Source organism: Kocuria tytonicola (assembly GCF_003687455.1).
Classification (GTDB): Bacteria; Actinomycetota; Actinomycetes; order Actinomycetales; family Micrococcaceae; genus Kocuria; species Kocuria tytonicola.
In genome coordinates this window covers 1-17,969 of the sequence record NZ_PHOA01000045.1, presented here as the reverse complement: position 1 = coordinate 17,969, position 17,969 = coordinate 1, and the positions used below count along the sequence as shown (strand labels likewise).

General features: G+C 69.6%; 14 protein-coding genes. 4 read left to right on the top strand and 10 right to left on the bottom strand.

Annotated features, from left to right (window positions below; all coding sequences use genetic code 11):
* Nucleotides 1-168: 168 nt before the first annotated feature.
* Together CWC38_RS06645 and CWC38_RS06640 are read left to right on the top strand one after the other, a co-directional pair.
* A complete protein-coding gene (locus CWC38_RS06645) occupies nt 169-843 on the top strand; it encodes an HAD family hydrolase (protein WP_121846025.1) in 675 nt (224 codons plus the stop codon).
* A gap of 139 nt (nt 844-982) precedes the next feature.
* A complete protein-coding gene (locus CWC38_RS06640; protein WP_121846024.1) occupies nt 983-1,633 on the top strand; it encodes an HAD family hydrolase in 651 nt (216 codons plus the stop codon).
* 78 nt (nt 1,634-1,711) lie between these two features.
* Here CWC38_RS06640 and CWC38_RS06635 read toward each other — a convergent pair whose 3' ends face one another.
* The 6 genes from CWC38_RS06635 to CWC38_RS06610 all read right to left on the bottom strand — a co-directional run bounded on the left by CWC38_RS06635 (nt 1,712) and on the right by CWC38_RS06610 (nt 10,059).
* Entirely contained in the window at nt 1,712-3,319 is a 1,608-nt protein-coding gene (locus tag CWC38_RS06635) for a DEAD/DEAH box helicase (RefSeq protein WP_121846023.1), read from the bottom strand.
* A 225-nt stretch (nt 3,320-3,544) separates the two neighbouring features.
* The gene (locus CWC38_RS06630) at nt 3,545-5,281 is read right to left on the bottom strand and encodes a 5-methylcytosine restriction system specificity protein McrC (protein ID WP_165860363.1); all 1,737 of its coding nucleotides are present in this window, start codon (nt 5,279-5,281) and stop codon (nt 3,545-3,547) included.
* Between the two features lie 165 nt (nt 5,282-5,446).
* The gene (locus CWC38_RS06625; protein ID WP_165860362.1) at nt 5,447-6,454 is read right to left on the bottom strand and encodes an McrB family protein; all 1,008 of its coding nucleotides are present in this window, start codon (nt 6,452-6,454) and stop codon (nt 5,447-5,449) included.
* Between the two features lie 1,015 nt (nt 6,455-7,469).
* Nucleotides 7,470-8,222, bottom strand: coding sequence for an SDR family NAD(P)-dependent oxidoreductase (locus CWC38_RS06620; protein WP_121846020.1), 753 nt, complete (start codon nt 8,220-8,222; stop codon nt 7,470-7,472).
* 245 nt (nt 8,223-8,467) lie between these two features.
* Nucleotides 8,468-9,280, bottom strand: a complete 813-nt coding sequence (locus tag CWC38_RS06615; protein WP_121846019.1) for an SDR family NAD(P)-dependent oxidoreductase — start codon at nt 9,278-9,280, stop codon at nt 8,468-8,470.
* Nucleotides 9,277-10,059, bottom strand: a complete 783-nt coding sequence (locus CWC38_RS06610) for a type 1 glutamine amidotransferase domain-containing protein (protein WP_121846018.1) — start codon at nt 10,057-10,059, stop codon at nt 9,277-9,279. The genes CWC38_RS06615 and CWC38_RS06610 overlap by 4 nt, the downstream gene beginning before the upstream one ends.
* Nucleotides 10,060-10,264: 205 nt before the next feature.
* Here CWC38_RS06610 and CWC38_RS06605 point away from each other — a divergent pair, with 205 nt between their 5' ends.
* On the top strand, nt 10,265-10,663 hold the full coding sequence (locus tag CWC38_RS06605; RefSeq protein WP_121846017.1) for a hypothetical protein: 399 nt from the start codon (nt 10,265-10,267) through the stop codon (nt 10,661-10,663).
* A 160-nt stretch (nt 10,664-10,823) separates the two neighbouring features.
* The gene (locus tag CWC38_RS06600; protein ID WP_121846016.1) at nt 10,824-12,362 is read left to right on the top strand and encodes an alanine/glycine:cation symporter family protein; all 1,539 of its coding nucleotides are present in this window, start codon (nt 10,824-10,826) and stop codon (nt 12,360-12,362) included.
* A 111-nt stretch (nt 12,363-12,473) separates the two neighbouring features.
* Here CWC38_RS06600 and CWC38_RS06595 read toward each other — a convergent pair whose 3' ends face one another.
* The 4 genes from CWC38_RS06595 to CWC38_RS06580 form a co-directional block, all read right to left on the bottom strand.
* Nucleotides 12,474-13,334 carry a D-hexose-6-phosphate mutarotase gene (locus CWC38_RS06595; RefSeq protein ID WP_121846015.1) on the bottom strand — a complete coding sequence of 287 codons (861 nt, stop codon included), beginning with the start codon at nt 13,332-13,334 and terminating at the stop codon, nt 12,474-12,476.
* 51 nt (nt 13,335-13,385) lie between these two features.
* On the bottom strand, nt 13,386-14,846 hold the full coding sequence (locus CWC38_RS06590) for an amino acid permease (RefSeq protein WP_121846014.1): 1,461 nt from the start codon (nt 14,844-14,846) through the stop codon (nt 13,386-13,388).
* A 152-nt stretch (nt 14,847-14,998) separates the two neighbouring features.
* A complete protein-coding gene (locus tag CWC38_RS06585) occupies nt 14,999-16,465 on the bottom strand; it encodes an alanine/glycine:cation symporter family protein (protein ID WP_121846013.1) in 1,467 nt (488 codons plus the stop codon).
* Between the two features lie 290 nt (nt 16,466-16,755).
* Complete coding sequence (locus CWC38_RS06580; protein WP_121846026.1) at nt 16,756-17,961, bottom strand: multidrug effflux MFS transporter; 1,206 nt, start codon at nt 17,959-17,961, stop codon at nt 16,756-16,758.
* Nucleotides 17,962-17,969 lie beyond the last annotated feature (8 nt).

The window sequence follows — 17,969 nt, the reverse complement described above, 5'->3', positions numbered from 1 at the left end:
AAGCCCACCCACAGCGCCAGCACGACGGCTGCGGCCACCATGACCACCGGGAAGGCGCGGGACAGCGCCGATCCCGGTCTGGAGAGGGACGCGGGAGCAGGGTCCGGGGAGCTCATGTGCCCATCGTAGGACCCAGGGGATGTCGGGGGCAGGACGTACCGTGGGCCCATGACCGCCTCAGCATTTCCCCACGCCGTCCTGTTCGACCACGACGGCACCCTGGTGGACACCGAACCCCTCTGGGAGTCGGGCAAGCAGCGGATCGTGGCCGCCCACGGCGGCGAGTGGACCGAGCAGGACACGCGGGACACCCTGGGCAGGCCGCTCGCCGCCACCGTGCAGCGGCTCTCGGAACTGGGCGTCCCCGGCTCCCCGGAGGAGGTGTTCCGCGAGTTCCACGCGGTGCTGGAGGACGTGCTGAGCGAGAACCCGCCCACGTTCATCCCCGGCATCCGGCCCCTGCTGGACGAGCTGGCCGCGGCGGGCATCCCGGCGGCCATCGTCACCAACGCGACCTCCGAGGTGGCCCGGTACACCGCGGGCCTCGCCCCGGACAACCTGTTCCGGGTGGTCGTCGGTGACGAGGAGGTGGCGCAGGGGGTCCGGCCCAAGCCGGACCCGGACGCCTACCTCCAGGCCGCCCACCGGCTGGGGGTGGACCCGCGGCAGTGCGTGGTGGTGGAGGACTCCCCCTCGGGCGCCGCAGCCGGTGTGGCCGCGGACATCGTCACCGTGGTGGTGCCCGGCGTGCAGGACGTGCCGCCCGGGCCGGGGATCGTGCACGTTCCCTCCCACTCCGCCGTGTCCCTGGAGCTGCTGCGCTCGCTCGCGCCGCGCCGCTGAGCGGAGGCGTCGCCCGCCCGCCACTACACTGTCCCCGACCTCGAACCCGACCCGCGACCCCGTGCACCGGGCGACCGGAGCCGGGCCACCGGACCACCGGACCCACGAGGGTCCTCGCGGCCCCACCCGAAAGGCGCCCATGACCTACCCCCTCGCCGTGCTCTTCGACCACGACGGCACCCTGGTGAACACCGAGCCCCAGTGGGCCGAGGCCAAGCGCGCCGTGGCCGAGCACTACGGCCAGACCTGGACCGTGGCGGACGACCACGCCACCCTCGGCGGCACCGTGCAGGACGCGGCCCGGCGGTTCGTGGACCGCGGCGCCCCGGACTCCGTGGACGAGATCACCCAGCAGCTGGCCCGCCACGTGATCGTCGAGGTGGCCGGAGACGTCCCCTTCCTGCCCGGGATCCCGGCCCTGCTCGGCGAGCTGCGCGCGGCCGGCGTTCCCGCCGCGATCGTCACCAATGCCCTCACCTCGGTGGCCCGCACCACGGCGGACGCCGCGCCGGACGTCCTCACGCGCATCGTCTCCCACGACGACGTCACCCACCCCAAGCCCGACCCCGAGCCGTACCTGCGCGGCGCGGAGCTGCTCGGGGTGGCGCCCGCGGACTGCGTGGCCGTGGAGGACTCCGAGCCCGGGGTGCGCAGCGCCGTGGCCGCGGGGATGATCGTGGTGGTGGTCCCCGGTGACAAGCCCGTCCCGGACGGGCCCCACCGCGTGTTCGTGGACTCCCACGAGGACGTCACCCTGGACTTCCTGCGCTCCCTCACGCCCCGGAACTGAGCGGTCCGCTCCCCGGACAGCAGGGAACCCCCGGCTCGACGGATCGAGCCGGGGGTTCCTCACACCGCCTGGGGTGTGTCAGCGCGCGGACTGTCCCGCACGGTTGCTCTCACGACGCCGCTGCGCCGCCGCCATGGCGCGGTCCGGCACCTGACCGCCACCGGTGGCACCGGAGCCACGCTGGTTCGAGCCACGCTGGCTCGAGCCCCCGCGGCCGCCCTGGGATCCGGAGGTGCGGGCCGAACCGGACCCGGCGGCGTCGCCGCGCCCGCGGGACGAGGAGCGACCGCCGCGCGCAGCGTCACCCCGGGACTCGCCCGTGCGGCCGCCGGAAGAACGGCCACCGCTGCGGGCCTGGGACTCGCCGCCCCGCGCCGAACGCTGGGAGGCGTCCCGACCGGCGCCGGAGCGGCCACCACCGGAACGGCCGCCGGAGCGACCGCCGCCGGAGCGCTTGCCGCCGCCGCCGTTCTGGGCCGCAGGAGCCGCTGGGGTGTAGGCCACGCGGTCGGCGCGCTCGCCCACGAGCTCCTTGACGACCTCGGAGTCCGGACGGACCTCGTCCACGCGGGGCGTGACGCCGGCCTTCTTCATGAGCTTGTTGACGTCCGAGCGCTCCTCCGTGGTGGCGATCGTGATGACGGCTCCGGAGGCACCGGCCCGGGCGGTGCGCCCGGAGCGGTGGAGGTAGGACTTGTGCTCGGCGGGCGGGTCGATGTGGACCACGAGCTCCACGTCGTCCACGTGCACGCCGCGGGCGGCCACGTCCGTGGCCACGAGCACGCGGACGTCACCGTCCGAGAACGCGGCCAGGTTGCGGTCGCGGGCACCCTGGGAGAGGTTGCCCTGCAGGTCCACGGCGGGAATGCCGGCCTGGCTGAGCTTCTTGGCCAGCTTCTTGGCGCGGTACTTGGTGCGGGTGAACATCATGCGCCGCCCGGTCCCGGAGGCCAGCGCCTCGATCAGCGCCTGCTTGTCGTCCGCGTGGGTCACCAGGACCTGGTGGTCCATGGTGGTCACCGCGGCCTGGGCGTTGTCCGCGGAGTGCAGGACCGGGTCCTTGAGGAACTTCTTGACCAGCACGTCCACGCCGTTGTCCAGCGTGGCGGAGAACAGCAGCCGCTGCGAGCCCTTGGGGGTCTTCGCGAGGATGCGGGTGACCACGGGCAGGAAGCCCATGTCCGCCATGTGGTCGGCCTCGTCCAGCACGGTGACGCGGACGTCGTCGAGCGTGATCAGGCCCTGCTTGATGAGGTCCTCCAGGCGCCCGGGGCAGGCCACCACGATGTCCACACCGTCCGCGAGCGCCTTCTCCTGGCGCTTCTGGGAGACGCCGCCGAAAATCACGGTGGTGTTCAGCCCGGCGGCCTTGGCCAGCGGCGCCACGGTGCGGTCGATCTGGGTGGCCAGCTCACGGGTGGGTGCCAGCACGAGCCCGGTGGGGCGGTGCGCCCGGCGGCTCACGCGGCTGGAGCCGGGGGCCAGGCCGGCCAGGCGGCTCACGAGCGGCAGCGCGAACGCCACCGTCTTGCCGGAACCGGTGCGGCCACGGCCGAGCACGTCGCGCCCGGCGAGGGAGTCGGGGAGAGTCTTCTCCTGGATGGGGAACGCTTCGGTGATGCCGCCGCGGGCGAGATCAGCGGAGAGCGCCTCGGGCACACCGAGGTCTTCGAAAGAATGAGACAAGGAACGTCTTTCAGGGTTGGTCCGCGCGAAACGATTTCGCGCGCACGCGCCTCACATGGGGCGCGGACTGCGCGCCTCGGACCGGCGCGCTTCTACCCCGCAATATGTACGGGGGAACCTGTTCATTCTACACGCCACACGGTGCCTGCACGTGCGAGCCGTCTCACACCGCAGGCGCGGGAGGAGATCCGGCCCCACGGCTACGTGCCGTGGGGCCGGACCGGCTCACGCCTCGAGATCTGCGATCAGCCCAGCGAGACCGCCCCCGCCGAGGACATGCTCCGCATCTGCGCGGCACTGCTCCAGGGACCTCCCGGCCGGATGGGGAAACGGCAGGGCCATGGCACCAACCCGCAGCCGACCCGAGCGCCGCGATCCGGTCGCCTGACGCGAGGTCGCTCCGGGGTCACCCAGAACGAGGGACTCGAGGTCCTTCTCGGAGGGCGCCCTCGTGACGGGGTAGGCGAGGAACGCGGGCACCTCCAGGCGGTAGGCGTAGGTGGCCAGCTGGTACTGGTCCCCCATGCTCGCCTGCGCGAAACCGCCCCACGGGAGCCGCTTGTACTTGGCATCCAGCACCGCCAGGGCCTGTCCTTGAGCACCCGGGGACTGGCCCACCGTCTGGGAGAGGCGCATGACCACGAGGTCCGGCTTCTTGAGCGAGACCGGGTCGTAGCGGGGCCCCCCTCCGCGGTCCGGCGCCTCCTGCTCCGTGAAGAACACGGCCAGGCGGTGCTGCTCCTCGACCTGGAGCCCATCCCGCGTGAGGACTCCGTCCAAGTAGTCCTTGACCATATGCTCCCACAGAGCACTCGTGACGTACTTCAGGTTCACGAGCACCCCGGCCATGTCCGGCGACTCCTCCGGATCCACGCCGTGCCGGCGGGCGAGAACGGCCCGTGCGTACCGGTAGGCCCACTGGGTCTCGGACAGCATGCGCTGCAGCTCGGATCCCGGCACGCCTCTGGACAGCAGCCCGTGCGCCGGTTCCAAGGACACGTCCCGCAGCTGGGCATCGCACGTGAGAGCAAGTTCCCGAGTCTCCTCGTCCGCGGATTCCGCAGCTGCGATCTGAACAGCACCCCGCACCGTCTGCCACAGGAAGGAGTCCGCGCTGAGCGAGTCGAACTCGCACAGCACCGGAATCCGGCGCCGCGATGTGCGACGGATGAGTCCCTGCGGATCCATCCGCCCGCGCACGAATCCGAGCTCCTCGGTCACGGGGAGGAACGTGGGCCTGCGGTGCAGCAGAGCCCGCTCCGTCTCCGTCAAGAACTGACGGTGGACGAGGTCCTCCAGCCCGGGCAGGTCCGGGAGCAGGTCGACGCCGCCGGGAGCCGGCTCCCGCTGCTCAGGTCCCCGCGCGGGCTCGCACCCGAGCCGGGAGAGCAGGTTCCACAGGAACCGCACCGGGTCTGCCGGGCCCGAGTCCCTCCGGGACAGCTCCGGCACCTCGCCTCGCCACGCCTCACGGATCTGCGCCGTGGCTGGCACCTCGCGCCACAGCGGATCCGTCTCGCCGGTCTCGGTGTCGCCAGTCCCTGCGTCGCCGGTCCCTACATCGCCGGTCTCGGCCTCGCGGCCACCGGCTTGCGGATTCTCTCCGGGAGAGGGCAGGGGAAGGTCGTCCACCAGTGTGTCCCGCGCGACCTCGGCCAGGCTCAGCGCCCACTCCGGCTCCAGGGCCAGGAGCTGCTGCTCGTGGATGATCACCTCGAGCGTGCGGGGTCCTCGGCCGACGCCGTCGCCCGCGTCTTCCGCCGTGCTCGCCGGAAGACGGAACACAGGACCGCGTTCCGCGGCACCGGCCCACAGCTTGGGGAGGATGTGGATCACCAGGATGTCCGGCCGCGGGTCCGCTTCGCCCGCCGTCGACGACACCGCGTCCTCCGCGGAGGGCCGTCGCCCCAGGACGGTCAGCCCCACCCCGTTGCCCCGGGCGCTGGCCTGGAAGAACCTCACGTCAGCCCTGGAACCACCGACTCCCTGAGATCCATGTGCTCCGTGTGCTCCATCCGGGCGGGCTGCACCGGACACCATGCTCTGTTCTCCGGCGCCCTCCCCCGGGCGGACGGCTCCGGGGGTCTCCGCCGGTTCGGGGACACCCATGTCGCTCGCCGACACGGCTCAGCCCTGCGCCGCGGTAGACGTCTCCTCGGGGTCCGATCCCTGAGAAGTCCCCTGCCCGTCCGCGTCGGAAGACCGGGTCGCTGAGACCTTCTTGATCTCAGGACGCCGTCCGAGCCCTTGCCCCACCAGGTGGATGCGCCAGTGCTCATCGCCGACCGGAGCTCCGTCACCGATGATGCTGTCGACGTCAGCGGTCTTGATGTTGAAGGTGGCCACCACCTCCTTGAGCTGGTTGAGCAGCCCCGTGGCGATGTCTGCCGCGGACTTGCCCTCTCCGAAGAAGTAGGAGTGCCCCAGGCGGGCGTCGGGGCCCACCGCTTCCTTGAGACGCCGGTTGGTCTTGGAGTACCAGTCGATGAGCGGGCGCAGGGAGTCCACGTCCGCACCCTCCGCCTCCAGCTCGCTCGCGAGCTGGTCACCGCTCAGCGGCTCCATGGTGATCCAGTGGAAACGACGTCGCAGGGCCAGATCGATGGTGCCCACCGAACGGTCCGTGGTGTTCATCGTGCCCAGGATGTGGAGGTTCCGGGGCACCCTGAGGTACTTCCTGGCCGGCTCGTCATCCAGTGACACCGGGGTCTGGAGCGCGATGGCGCCCTCCGAGGGCTCGGACAGCAGCGCGGTGCGCTCGGGCTCCGCCTCCTCCGTCAGGTCCACGCGCTTGGAAGCCTCAAGCACCAGCATGAGATCCCCGAACACCCGCGAGGTGTTGGCGCGGTTGATCTCGTCGACGAACAAGAGGTAGTCCCGCTCGGGGTTGTTGCCCGCGCGCTCGCACATCTCCACGAACACACCGGCCTCTCCGCGGAACGAACCATCCAGCTGGGGACGCAGCCCGCTCACGAAGTCCTCGTAGGAGGTCGACGGATGGAAGACCACCACCTCCACACGCCCCTCATAGATCTCTGCGAGATCCTCCAGCAGGTGCGATTTGCCGCATCCGGCAACGCCCTCCACGATCACGTTTAAATACATCCGCAGGTCACGCCACAAGGAATTACTCATGATTCTTGACGGTTCAGAATTCTGACATTCTTTTTTGATTTTCATTTTAGCAATTTCCATGAGATCTTTAATACTACCGCGCGGGGCGACTTGCAGGTAGATTTTGCTTAGGTACACGTCCAAATCAGGATTATTTTCAAGAGCGTCCATAATCTGCGGTAAGACATGCTTCCTCAGCCGCTCACCCTGATTGTCATTGATCGTCTTATAGTTTCCGAAATCTACAACTGGCCCCCCGGAGGCCGCAACCAATCGAATAATTTCATTAAAAGCGTGCGCCGGCTGGTTTTTGACCACCTGAGTACATTTACCGTCCGGGCTGAGGGTTGAAATTAAAAACTCATGCTTTCCGAAATCTCGAACTGCGTAGGCACCTCCAGGGCCCCGCCCATTCCGGACAAGATCGAGGAGGTTCACCCCTTCAACGAGTGAGCTATACAAATCCAGTTCCTGTGTACTCAATATTTAACCCGTCCGTCGTAGTTGCGTTAAACTCCGTGCTATTTTACCGCGGCGAAACTATGACATATAAAGTAACTTGCATATGTTAGCTAAATTTCAAAAATTTTCACTGAATTTCTATCGTAAATATATCTCTGTTTATTTTTTTACATTTTTGCCCCGTGGGTGACGCTGTTGGAGCCAGTGGCAAGCCATGAAGCTTGACCTATCCGACAGACAAATGCCTGGTTGGATTTAATTCCAGATAGTTGGGTCGAGATAGATTTAGCAGCCGATCACGACACGCTTTCGCCATCCTTCGGTGACACGCTCAATACGCTGGGTGATCCGGGCGTACGAGACTCCTCCCGCCTCGGACCGCAGCCGGTGCAGCCCGCGGGCGATGTCGTCGTAGGACTCCCCCGCTGGAAGAGGAGACTCCGGTGCGCTCCCGGGCCGTGTCGCGTCTGACATGGCAACATCGTATTCACGCCCCGGGGTTGCGAACGCACATCACCAACGGCGCGTCGTCGCCCGCCGGTCCGAGCCCAGCAACGCGCGACGGATCAGGGCCTCACACCGCCGCGTACCCGCCGTCCACCAGGTAGTACCCGCCCGTGATGAACGAGGCCTGGTCCGAGAGCAGGAAGGAGGTCAGCTGCGCGACCTCCTGGGCCGTGCCCAGGCGACCCATCGGGTGCTTGGCCACGAGGCCCGCGAGGACCTGCGGGGGCACGTTGCGCAGCAGCGGGGTGTCGATGTAGGCCGGGCCCACTGCGTTCACGCGCACCCGGCGCTGCGCGTAGTCCACCCCGGTCTGCTTGGTGAGGCCCATGAGGCCGTGCTTCGCCGCCGTGTAGGCACTGTTGCCGAGGGTGGTGGCCACGGTCGAGTGGATGGAGCCGATGTTCACGATCGCTCCCCCACCGTGCTGCTCGATCACCGGCAGCTGGGCGTGCATCCCGTAGGCCACACCGTTGAGGTCGATCGCCACGGTGCGCTCCCAGGCGTCCAGGTCCGTCTCCCCGAGGGCCTCCATCTGCCCGCCCACACCGGCGTTGTTCACGGCGTAGTGCAGCCCGCCGTAGGTCTGCACGGCGAAGTCCACCGCCGCCACCGCGTCCGCCCGGCTGGCGACGTCCTGGCGGATCCCCGCGGCGTCGCCCCCGGCGGCCATGATGGCCTGGACCACGTTGTCGATGCCCGTGGGGTCGATGTCCGTGACCACCACCTTCGCGCCGCGTCGCGCGAGGTCCTTGGCGACCGCCTCCCCGATTCCGGAGGCCGCTCCGGTGACCAGTGCTACTCGGGACGTGAACTCTGACATGGCATCTCCTGGGCGTGGGACGGTTCGTGAGCACATCCAGTCTCGCCTGTGATGCGGCTCACTTCCAGAAGTCGCGGAAATGAGACTCACGGACATGAGGCGGCGGGGCCGCCCCAGTCTGGTGACCGTGACGACCCCGCCGAGGGTCCCGCGCGGTGAGCCCGCGCCGTCGCCCCTCCCACCGGGCCCGCTCAGCGGGGCTCCCTCAGTGGGGCTCCCTCAGTGGGCCCTCGCCGCGGGTCCTCTCAGTGGCTCCCGTGCGAGGGCGTGGGCCTGCTGTCCTTCGCGAAGCGCCGGGCCTTGACCCGCTCGGGCAGCACCCTGTTGAGCAGCGCGGCCCGGCGGGTGGCGCGGTTGCCCCCGATCACGTGGTCCCGGCCCGCGAACAGCGCCTCGACGCCCTGCTGCGCGACCTGCGCTGGGTCGTTCTTCCAGTCGTTGGACCCGAAGACCGTGTTGTCCATCCCCGCGGTGTGGTGGAACCCGGTGGCCGTGGCACCCGGCAGCAGCGCCGTCACGGTCACCCCGTACTCCTTCATCTCCTCGCGCAGCCCCTGGGCGAACGCGTAGGTGAACGCCCGCGTGGGCCCGTAGATGGACTCGTACGGCGTGGGGGTCAGCGCGGAGAGCGAGGCCGTGATGAGGATCCGCCCCGAACGCTGCCGGGCCATCGTCCGCACCACGTGCTTGGCCAGGCGCACCTGCCCGGTGACGTTGAGGTCCAGCATGTGCAGCTCGTCCGCAAGGTCCGTGTCCACGAAGGACCCGCCCAGGGACTTCCCGGCGTTGAGCACGGCGACGTCGAGGTGCCGGCCCAGCGACTCGACCTGCTCCCAGACGTGCTCCACCCCCTCGGCGGTGCTCAGGTCCGCGCGCACGGGCACCACGGTGCCCACCGGGGTGGCTGCGTCCGCCGCCTTCTCGAGCTCACTCTGCAGGGTGCCGATCCGCCCGCTCGCGCCCACACCCACGATGTCGTAGCCGCGGGCGCTGAGCTGGGCGGCGATCTCGAAGCCGATGCCGGAGGAGGCCCCGGTGACCAGCGCGAGGGGCCTCATGCCTGCTCGTCCTCGTCCTCGGCCTTCTCGGCGTCGTGCTCCTCGCGCAGCGCCTGCGCGGCCTGTTCCTCCTCGGCCTTCTGCTCGCGCACCACCTCGGTGAGCAGCTTGGTCATCTCCTTGGCCACGCCGGCCGCGGACTGGGGGTTCTGCCCGGTGACGAGGCGCTCGTCCACCTGCACGTTCTCCTCCCAGTTCTCCGCCACCTTGACCGTGGCGCCCTGCTCCTCGAGCTTGTCCTGCAGCAGGTAGGGCACCGTGTCCTGCTTGCCCACGGCCTCCTCCTCCGCGTTGGTGAACCCGGCCACCTTGCGCCCGGAGAGCAGGTTCAGGCCGTTGGAGAGCTCCACGTCCACCAGTCCGGACGGACCGTGGCACACCGCGCCCACCACGCCCCCGGCGTCGTAGACGGAGGCCACGAGCTTCTGCAGGTCCGCGTTGCCCGTGAAGTCCCACATGGTGCCGTGCCCGCCCACGAGGTACACGGCGTCGTACTGGGAGGGGTCCACCACGGAGACCTTGGGGGTGTTGTAGAGGGAGGCCTTCGCGGTCTCGTCCTGCGTGAACTCCACCTGCACGGGATCGTCCTGCTGCACCTCGTCCTGCGGGGGCTGCCCACCCGCGATGGACGCGAAGTCCACGAAGTACCCGGCGTCCTGGAACACCTTCCACGGGTGGGAGGCCTCGGCCACGTTGTAGCCGGTCGGCTCGCCCGTCTCGCCCAGGGTGTCCTGGCTGGTCAGGACCAGGAGGATCTTCTTCATGGTGGTGATGTCCACGGGTTCTCCTTTCGTGAGCGCGCGGTGCGCGCAGCGTGGCACCACCCTAGGCAACGCCCCGCGGGCCCGCGGCGACCGTTCGCTGTGGGCATGGTGGCACCCCCGGGGCGCCGGAAAGGTGCCGCTGTTAGCATGACTTCCGATCCGGACGGGGCCCTGCGGTCCGCAGCGCCGCCCCGCCGCACCCCGACGAAAGGCACCCCTCATGCGCATCTCCAACGCCATTCTCCGCGGCATTCCCGGCGCGTACCTGCTGCAGTCCGGCTACGGCAAGCTGGGCATGGACGCCCAGGCCGCGGAGGGCCTCAAGCAGTTCGCCGCCACCGGTGTGCCCCAGTTCGCGGAGTGGGACTCCCAGACCTTCGCCACGTTCATCGCGGGCAGCGAGCTGGCCGTGGGCGCCGCCCTCGTGACCCCCTTCGTGTCCAAGCGCCTGGCCGGTGCGGGGCTGCTCGCCTTCTCCGCCGGGCTGCTCTCCATGTACTTCCGCAACCCGGAGATGACCCAGGAGGACGGCATCCGCCCGTCCGAGCAGGGCATCCAGCTCTCCAAGGACGCGTTCCTCGCCGCCATCGGCGCGGCGCTGGTGGTCCAGAAGAAGTAGCGCACCCCGCTCCCGTCCGACGCCGACGCCGCCGTGGTCACCACGGCGGCGTCGGCGTCTGCGCGTCCGGGAACCAACCGCAAGGGGGCTGACGAGAGCCGCGCCCCTGCTAGGTTGGTCAGCAGTTCGCTCCGCTCCTCACGGAAAGCACCGCACCCCCATGGAATCCCTGCAAAGCAGCTTGGACACCGTTCGCGATCTCATCTGGGGGCCGTGGCTGCTCCTGCCCCTGCTCTTCGGAACCGGCGTCTTCATGACGTGGCGCCTACGCGGCATCCAGTTCCGGCTGTTCACCAAGGCCATGAGCCTGGGCTTCGGGCGCCGCTCCCGGGCCACCGGCGAGAAGGGCGACATCTCCTCCTTCGCCGCAATGTCCACCGCGCTCGCGGCCACCGTGGGCACCGGCAACATCGTGGGAGTGGCCGCGGCCATCTCCATCGGCGGGCCCGGTGCACTGTTCTGGATGTGGATCACCGCCCTGTTCGGCATGGCGTCCAAGTACGCGGAGTGCTTCCTGGGCGTGCGCTTCCGCACGCGGGACACCGCAGGGCAGCTCACGGGCGGCCCGCAGGTGTACCTGGCCCGTGGCATCCCCAACAAGTTCGGTCGCTTCCTGTCCGTGGTGTTCGCCGTGTGCTGCGTGGTGGCCACGTTCGGGATCGGCAACATGACGCAGGGCAATGCAATCGCCTCCAACCTGGAGCACTCGTTCAGCGTCCCCCCGGTGCTGACCGCCGTGGTGCTCGCGGTGGGCACGGGGCTCGCCCTGGTGGGCGGCATCCAGTCCATCGCCAAGGTCACCACGTACATGGTGCCGCTGATGATCGTGCTGTACATCGGCTCGGGGCTCTACATCATCGGCGTGAACTACCAGGGCATCCCCGAGGCCCTGCGGCTCATCCTCACCGGAGCCTTCACACCGATGGGCGCCACGGGCGGCTTCGTGGGCTCCACGGTGCTCGTGGCCATGCGCATGGGTGCGGCCCGCTCCCTGTTCTCCAACGAGTCCGGCATGGGCACCGCGTCCATTGCGGCGTCCATCGCGCAGACCAGCCACCCCGTGCGCCAGGGCCTGGTGTCCATGACGCAGACGTTCGTGGACACCCTGGTGGTCATCTCCATCACGGGCTTCGTGATCCTCACCACCGGCATGTGGAACCAGGGCGACACCGCCACCATGACCTCCCGCGCGTTCGCCACCGGCCTGCCCGGGGAGTGGGGCGGGACCATCGTGACCATCTGCCTGGTGCTGCTCGGTTACTCCACGGTGCTCGGCTGGGCCTACTACGGCGAGCGCAACGTGGAGCGCCTCGCCGGGGCCCGGGCGGCCATCGTCTACCGGGTGGTCTTCTCGGTCGCCGCCGGGCTGGGCGCGCTGGCTCCGCTCGCGCTCGTGTGGACGTTCTCGGACATCATGAACGGGCTCATGGCCATCCCCAACCTGATCGGCCTGGTTCTGCTCTCGGGCCTCGTGGTGCGGGAGACGAAGCTCTACCTGGACCACGACCCCAAGTTCAACGCGTCCACGCGGGAGATCGACGCGTTCATGGGCTCCCATCCCGGTGCGCTGGACGCCCAGATCCACCACACGGTGGACCTGAGCTCCCCCACGCCCGCGCTCTCGGAGACCGGTTCCGCTCCGGCGCCGGCGCCCACCACGGGTCACGACGCCGCCGCGGTGCCGCCCGAGCGCGCGTAGCCCGCGGGAGAGGCGTCGAGCGCGCCCGGCGGGTGCCGGACGCGCTCGGTGCCGGAGGGTGCGCGGCTGCTGGCGGGTGCGCGGCTGGTCCCGGGCCACGCCCCACAGGTGTCAGGCGCGCTCGGCGGGCAGGTCCTGGACCGCGATGACCTGGGCGATGGTGTGGGCCTCTCCTGCGGCGAGCCGCACCGGGGAGCCCATCACGTTGCCGGCCTCCACGCACAGCATGGTCTTCCACTCGTCGTCCGCGAAGTCGCTCATCCCCACGGCCTTGTCAGCCCACGGGTTCCACACCACGGTGCTGTCCGAGCCCTCCTTGGACACCACGAGCACCCGCTCCAGCACGGGATCCGTGACGCGCACCTCGCCCCGGTGGGCGAAGACGGCGTCCGTCTCCCCCGTGATGGTGAGGTCCCCCACCTGGGTGCGCTGCTCCTTGGCCACCTTGTCGAAGTAGGACGCACCGGCCAGGCCGCTCACGGAGATCCGCCGCGAGTCCCCCACGTGCAGATAGGTGTGCAGGGCCTCCTCCATCTCGAACGTCTCCGAGCCGGTGTTGGTGACCGTGAGCTCGAGGCGCAGGCGCTCTCCCACCGTCATGCGCAACCGGGCCCGGAACTCGTGCGGGAAGGCTGCCCGCAGCTCCTCGGCCACGTCCTGCGGGGACAGCGTGAACTCGGCGAACGCGTTGCCGTGCTCGTCCTGGCCCTGCTCCACCAGCTGCCACTGCGCGGTGCGCGCGAAGCCGTGGGCGGGTTCCATGTCACCGGTGCGCCCCGGGCCGAACCACGGGAAGCAGATGGGCACACCACCGCGGATGGCCCGGCCGGTCTCGTTGTGCGCACGGGAGGACATCCACAGGACGGGATCCCGGCCCTCGGGGGCCCAGGAGACCGCGTGGGCTCCGTAGCTCAGGACGGCGCCGGAGCCGGCCGCACTCGTCAGGGACAGGGGTTCGGGCAGTCGTGTCATGACCTCACCCTAACCACGGCCCCCGCCGTGGGCGCGGCAGGACCCCCGCGCTCAGTCCTGCGTGCGCTCGGCCTGCGCGGGACGGTCCATCTCCTGCTTGAACCACTCGAAGGCCTGGCGGTGGGACTGGGTGCGGCGCACGAACGCCCACGAGATGCCCAGCACCAGGAGCCACACGGACACGGCCACGAGTCCCGCGGCCGTCTCCGGCTCGGTGGTCAGGGTCCACACGACGAAGGCGAAGAACGCGAGCACCACCACGCACATGAGCACGCCGCCCGGCATCTTGTACTCGGACGCGGCGTGCCGCTCGGGGAACTTCCGGCGGAAGCGCAGGTAGCAGATCAGGATCATGGACCACACGAAGAGGAAGAGCATGGAGGCCACGGACGTGATGAGCGTGAACGCCTCGATGATGGAGTCCCCGGCGTAGAGCACCGGGATGGTCAGCAGCAGCACGAACGCCGTGAGGAACAGCGCCCGCACGGGCACGCCCACCCTGTTGAGCCCCCGGAAGAAGCGGGGGGCGCTGCCCTCGGCGGAGAGTCCGAAGAGCATGCGGGACGTGGAGAACACCCCGGAGTTGGAGGAGGACATCGCGGAGGTCAGCACCACGAAGTTCACCACGGAGGCCGCCGCACCCAGCCCGGCCAGGGAGAACATGGCCACGAACGGCGACTGCTCGGGGTCGATGGAGCGCCACGGGGTCACCACCAGGATGGCCAGCAGGGACCCCACGTAGAAGATCAGGATGCGCAGCGGGACGGAGTTGATGGCCCGCGGCAGGGTGGTGCGCGGATCGCGAGCCTCGGCCGCAGTGGTGCCCACGAGCTCCACGCCCACGAAGGCGAACACCGCGATCTGGAACCCTGCGACCACGCCCATGGCGCCGTGCGGGAACCACCCGCCGTCGTTCCAGAGGTTGGAGATCTGTGCCGTGTGGCCGTCCGGGGACGTGAAGTGTGTGACCGCCATGACGGCGCCCACCACGATCAGCGCGAGAATGGCCACGATCTTGATGAGCGCGAACCAGAACTCCATCTCGCCGAAGCTCTTCACACTCACCGCGTTGAGGAGGAACACGATGACCAGCACCGCCACCGTGGGCAGCCACAGCGGCACGGAGGGCCACCAGAACTGCACGTAGCCGGTGATGGCCACCAGCTCGGCAATCGCGGTGACGATCCAGCAGAACCAGTAGGACCAGCCCACGAAGAAGCCCGCCCACGGGCCGATCAGGTCCGCCGCGAAGTCCGCGAAGGTCTTGTAGTGCAGGTTGGACAACAGCAGCTCGCCCATGGCCCGCATCACGAAGAAGAGCATGAACCCGATGAGCATGTAGACGAACACCACCGCCGGGCCCGCCAGGGAGATGGTCCGCCCGGAGCCCATGAACAGCCCGGTGCCGATGGCACCGCCGATCGCGATCAACTGGATGTGGCGGTTGCTCAGGCCACGGGTGGGACCGGAATGGGAGTGGGGCGGAGACACCGCGGTGGAGCTGTTGGTCATGGCTCACGAGGTTACACCTCGCCCCCGCCCCGGCCGTGGCGTGGCGCACACGCACCACGGGCCCGCTCCCCGCGGCTGCGGAGGGCGGGCCCGCGGCGCCGTCGCAGGTGGCGCCGCACGGGCGTCCGGGGCGACGACTGGTGCGGAGCGGCTCAGCGCGCGGAGCGCGGCGCGGTCTCACCCGGCAGGACGTAGCTGTCGATCGCGCCGGGGTGCCCGTCCATGAAACCGTCCACCTGCAGCTTGTCCGCGCGCAGGTGCGGATCGTTGCGCAGGTAGTGCCTGGTCTCCCGGGCCACCAGGCCGGAGAGGATGAGCAGGCCGATCAGGTTGGGGATGGCCATGAGACCGTTCATGAGGTCCGCGAAGGACCACACGATCGCCAGCGGCACGCTGCAGCCCACGAACACGATGACCGAGAAGAACACGCGGTACGGCATCACCGCACCGCGGCCGAACAACCGCTCCATGCAGCGCTCACCGTAGTAGGCCCAGCCCAGAATGGTGGAGTACGCGAAGAGCACCAGGCCCAGGGTCACGATCAGGTGGCCCCAGCCGCCGGGCAGGCCGTGGCTGAAGGCGTCCCCGGTCATGGTGGCCGCAAAGTCCTCGCCCTGCTGCCACACGCCGGTGGTCACGATCACGAGGCCCGTGCAGGTCACCACGATGATGGTGTCGATGAACGTCTGAGTCATGGACACCAGACCCTGGCGCACCGGGTGGGTGGTCTGTGCGGCGGCCGCCGCGATCGCCGCGGAGCCCATGCCCGACTCGTTGGAGAAGATGCCTCGGGCCACACCCATCTGCACCACGACGATGAGCAGGGAGCCCGCGAAGCCGCCCACGGCCGCGTGGCCGGTGAATGCGGACGCGAAGATGGTGCCGAACGCCGCGGGCACGGCGCCGATGTTGACCACCAGGATGAACAGCGCACCCAGCACGTAGAAGATGATCATCACGGGCACGAGCGCGGAGGTCACCTTGCCGATGGACTTGATGCCGCCCACGAGCACGAGCAGCGTCAGCACGGCCAGCACGGCGCCGGTGATCCACACGGGCACGCCGAACGAGGACTCCACGTTCGCGGAGATCGAGTTGCCCTGGGTCATGTTGCCGATGCCGAAGGACGCGAGCACCGCGGCGACCGCGAAGAACAGGGACAGGAACTTGCCGAACCCGTTGGGGATGCCGCGGAACAGGTAGTACTGCGGGCCGCCGGAGATCTCTCCCTTGGCGTCACGGGTGCGGAAGCGCACGCCCAGGAACGCCTCCGAGTACTTGGACGCCATGCCCAGGATGCCCGTGACCCACATCCAGAACAGCGCACCGGGCCCGCCGATCGAGATGGCGGTGGCCACACCCACGATGTTGCCGGTGCCCACGGTGGCCGCGAGCGCGGTGGTCAGGGCCTGGAACTGGGAGACGTCACCACCGGGAGCGTCCTTGTCCGCGCGCTCGAACAGGGCGAGCCGCAACGCCGGGACCAGCTTGGTGACCTGCAGCCCGGCCAGCCGGATGGTCAGGTAGATGCCCGTGCCCAGCAGCAGCGGGATCAGGACGAACGGCCCCCAGACGAAGCCGTCGAGCGTGTCGAGGAGGGTTTGGAGCGAATCGAGCATGGAGGTGTCTCTCGTTCGAACGGGAGGCGGGACGCCACGGAGCAACTGTGAAGCACGTCACTGTTGGGCACAGTGAACCACACTCCGCGCGGCACGTGCGCCCCATCCGTGTCGTTGCGGCCCGATGTCGCGCCGCCGCACCTCGCTCGGGGGACGACGACGCCGCACGGCCGCCCGGGTGCCCGCACCTCACCTGCCCGTTCGGTTGAACACACGGGAGGCTGGGTGCCGCGCCGCCAAGGCACCAGGGCGGGGCGGGAGCCGCGGACCGGACCGGGCGGCGTCGTGGTTCAGTGGCGCCGGGCGCGGAGGACGAGGAGCACCGAGACCACGGCGCACCCGGCCATGCAGACCAGCATGGGAACGGCGGTGTCCTCCCCGCCCAGGCCCGTGAGCGGCGTGACGAGACCGGCCATCACGAACTGCCCGGTGCCCACCACGGCGGCGCCGGCGCCCGCGAGCTGCACGGCCTGCGCACGGCGCTGGGCCAGGGCCACGGCGTTGCCCAGCACGAAGCCCATGCAGGACTGCGCCAGGAAGATCAGCGCGAGCGTTACGGTGCCCACCGCCCCCAGCAGCGCGAGGGCCAGGTTCAGCCCGGAGAACACGGCGAGCCCGGTGACCCCGGCGAGCAGCAGGGACTCGGGCGAGCGGGTGCCCACGATCCTCGTGTTGACCACGCCGGTGACGATCGAGCCGCACGCGTTGAGCGCGAAGACCACCGAGTAGCCGAGGGCGCTGAAGCCCAGGACGTTCTGGACCACGAACGAGGAGGCGGAGATGTAGGAGAACAGGGCTCCGAACGCGAACGCGAAGCTCAGGGCGTAGAGCGTGAACGGGCGGTCCCCCAGCACGGCACCCGCATTGCGGAGGGTGCGCCCGAGCCCACCCCGGGAGCGGGCGTCCGGCGGCAGGGTCTCCGGGACCACGAGCACCGAGCACGCGAGCATCACCGCGCCGAAGACCGTGAGCACCGCGAAGGCGGTGCGCCAGTCCGCCACGGAGGCGATCACCCCGCCCGCGAGCGGTGCCACCACGGGGGCCAGGGAGGTGATGAGCGAGAGCACCGAGTACAGCTGCGCGGCCCTGCGGCCACGGGCGATGTCCGAGACGACGGCGCGCGCGATCACCACCCCGGCGGCCCCGGCAACGCCCTGCAGCAGCCGCAGCGCGAGCACGAGCCGCACGTCCGGGGCCAGGATGATCCCCGCGGAGCTCAGCAGGAAGACCAGGTTCCCCGCAATCATCAGCCGGCGGCGCCCGAGCACGTCAGAGAGGGGGCCCAGGAGGAACTGCCCCGCGGCCATGCCCACCATGTAGGCGGTCAGAGTGAGCTGCACCAGGCTCGCGGGCGCACCGAACCACTGCGCCATCTGCGGCAGGGACGCGAGGTACATGTCCGTGGCCATGGGGCTCACGGCGGAGAGGATGCCGAGCGAGCCCACGAGCACGATCCGGTCCCGGCGCGGGCCCAGCGCCAGCCTGCTGGGCACCAGATCGGAGG

Coding starts and splice junctions, on each gene's coding strand:
- CWC38_RS06645 (WP_121846025.1), top strand. CDS start 169: ATGACCGCCTCAGCATTTCCCCACGCCGTCCTGTTCGACCACGACGGC.
- CWC38_RS06640 (WP_121846024.1), top strand. CDS start 983: ATGACCTACCCCCTCGCCGTGCTCTTCGACCACGACGGCACCCTGGTG.
- CWC38_RS06625 (WP_165860362.1), bottom strand. CDS start 6,454: ATGAGTAATTCCTTGTGGCGTGACCTGCGGATGTATTTAAACGTGATC.
- CWC38_RS06620 (WP_121846020.1), bottom strand. CDS start 8,222: ATGTCAGAGTTCACGTCCCGAGTAGCACTGGTCACCGGAGCGGCCTCC.
- CWC38_RS06615 (WP_121846019.1), bottom strand. CDS start 9,280: ATGAGGCCCCTCGCGCTGGTCACCGGGGCCTCCTCCGGCATCGGCTTC.
- CWC38_RS06605 (WP_121846017.1), top strand. CDS start 10,265: ATGCGCATCTCCAACGCCATTCTCCGCGGCATTCCCGGCGCGTACCTG.
- CWC38_RS06600 (WP_121846016.1), top strand. CDS start 10,824: ATGGAATCCCTGCAAAGCAGCTTGGACACCGTTCGCGATCTCATCTGG.
- CWC38_RS06595 (WP_121846015.1), bottom strand. CDS start 13,334: ATGACACGACTGCCCGAACCCCTGTCCCTGACGAGTGCGGCCGGCTCC.
- CWC38_RS06590 (WP_121846014.1), bottom strand. CDS start 14,846: ATGACCAACAGCTCCACCGCGGTGTCTCCGCCCCACTCCCATTCCGGT.
- CWC38_RS06585 (WP_121846013.1), bottom strand. CDS start 16,465: ATGCTCGATTCGCTCCAAACCCTCCTCGACACGCTCGACGGCTTCGTC.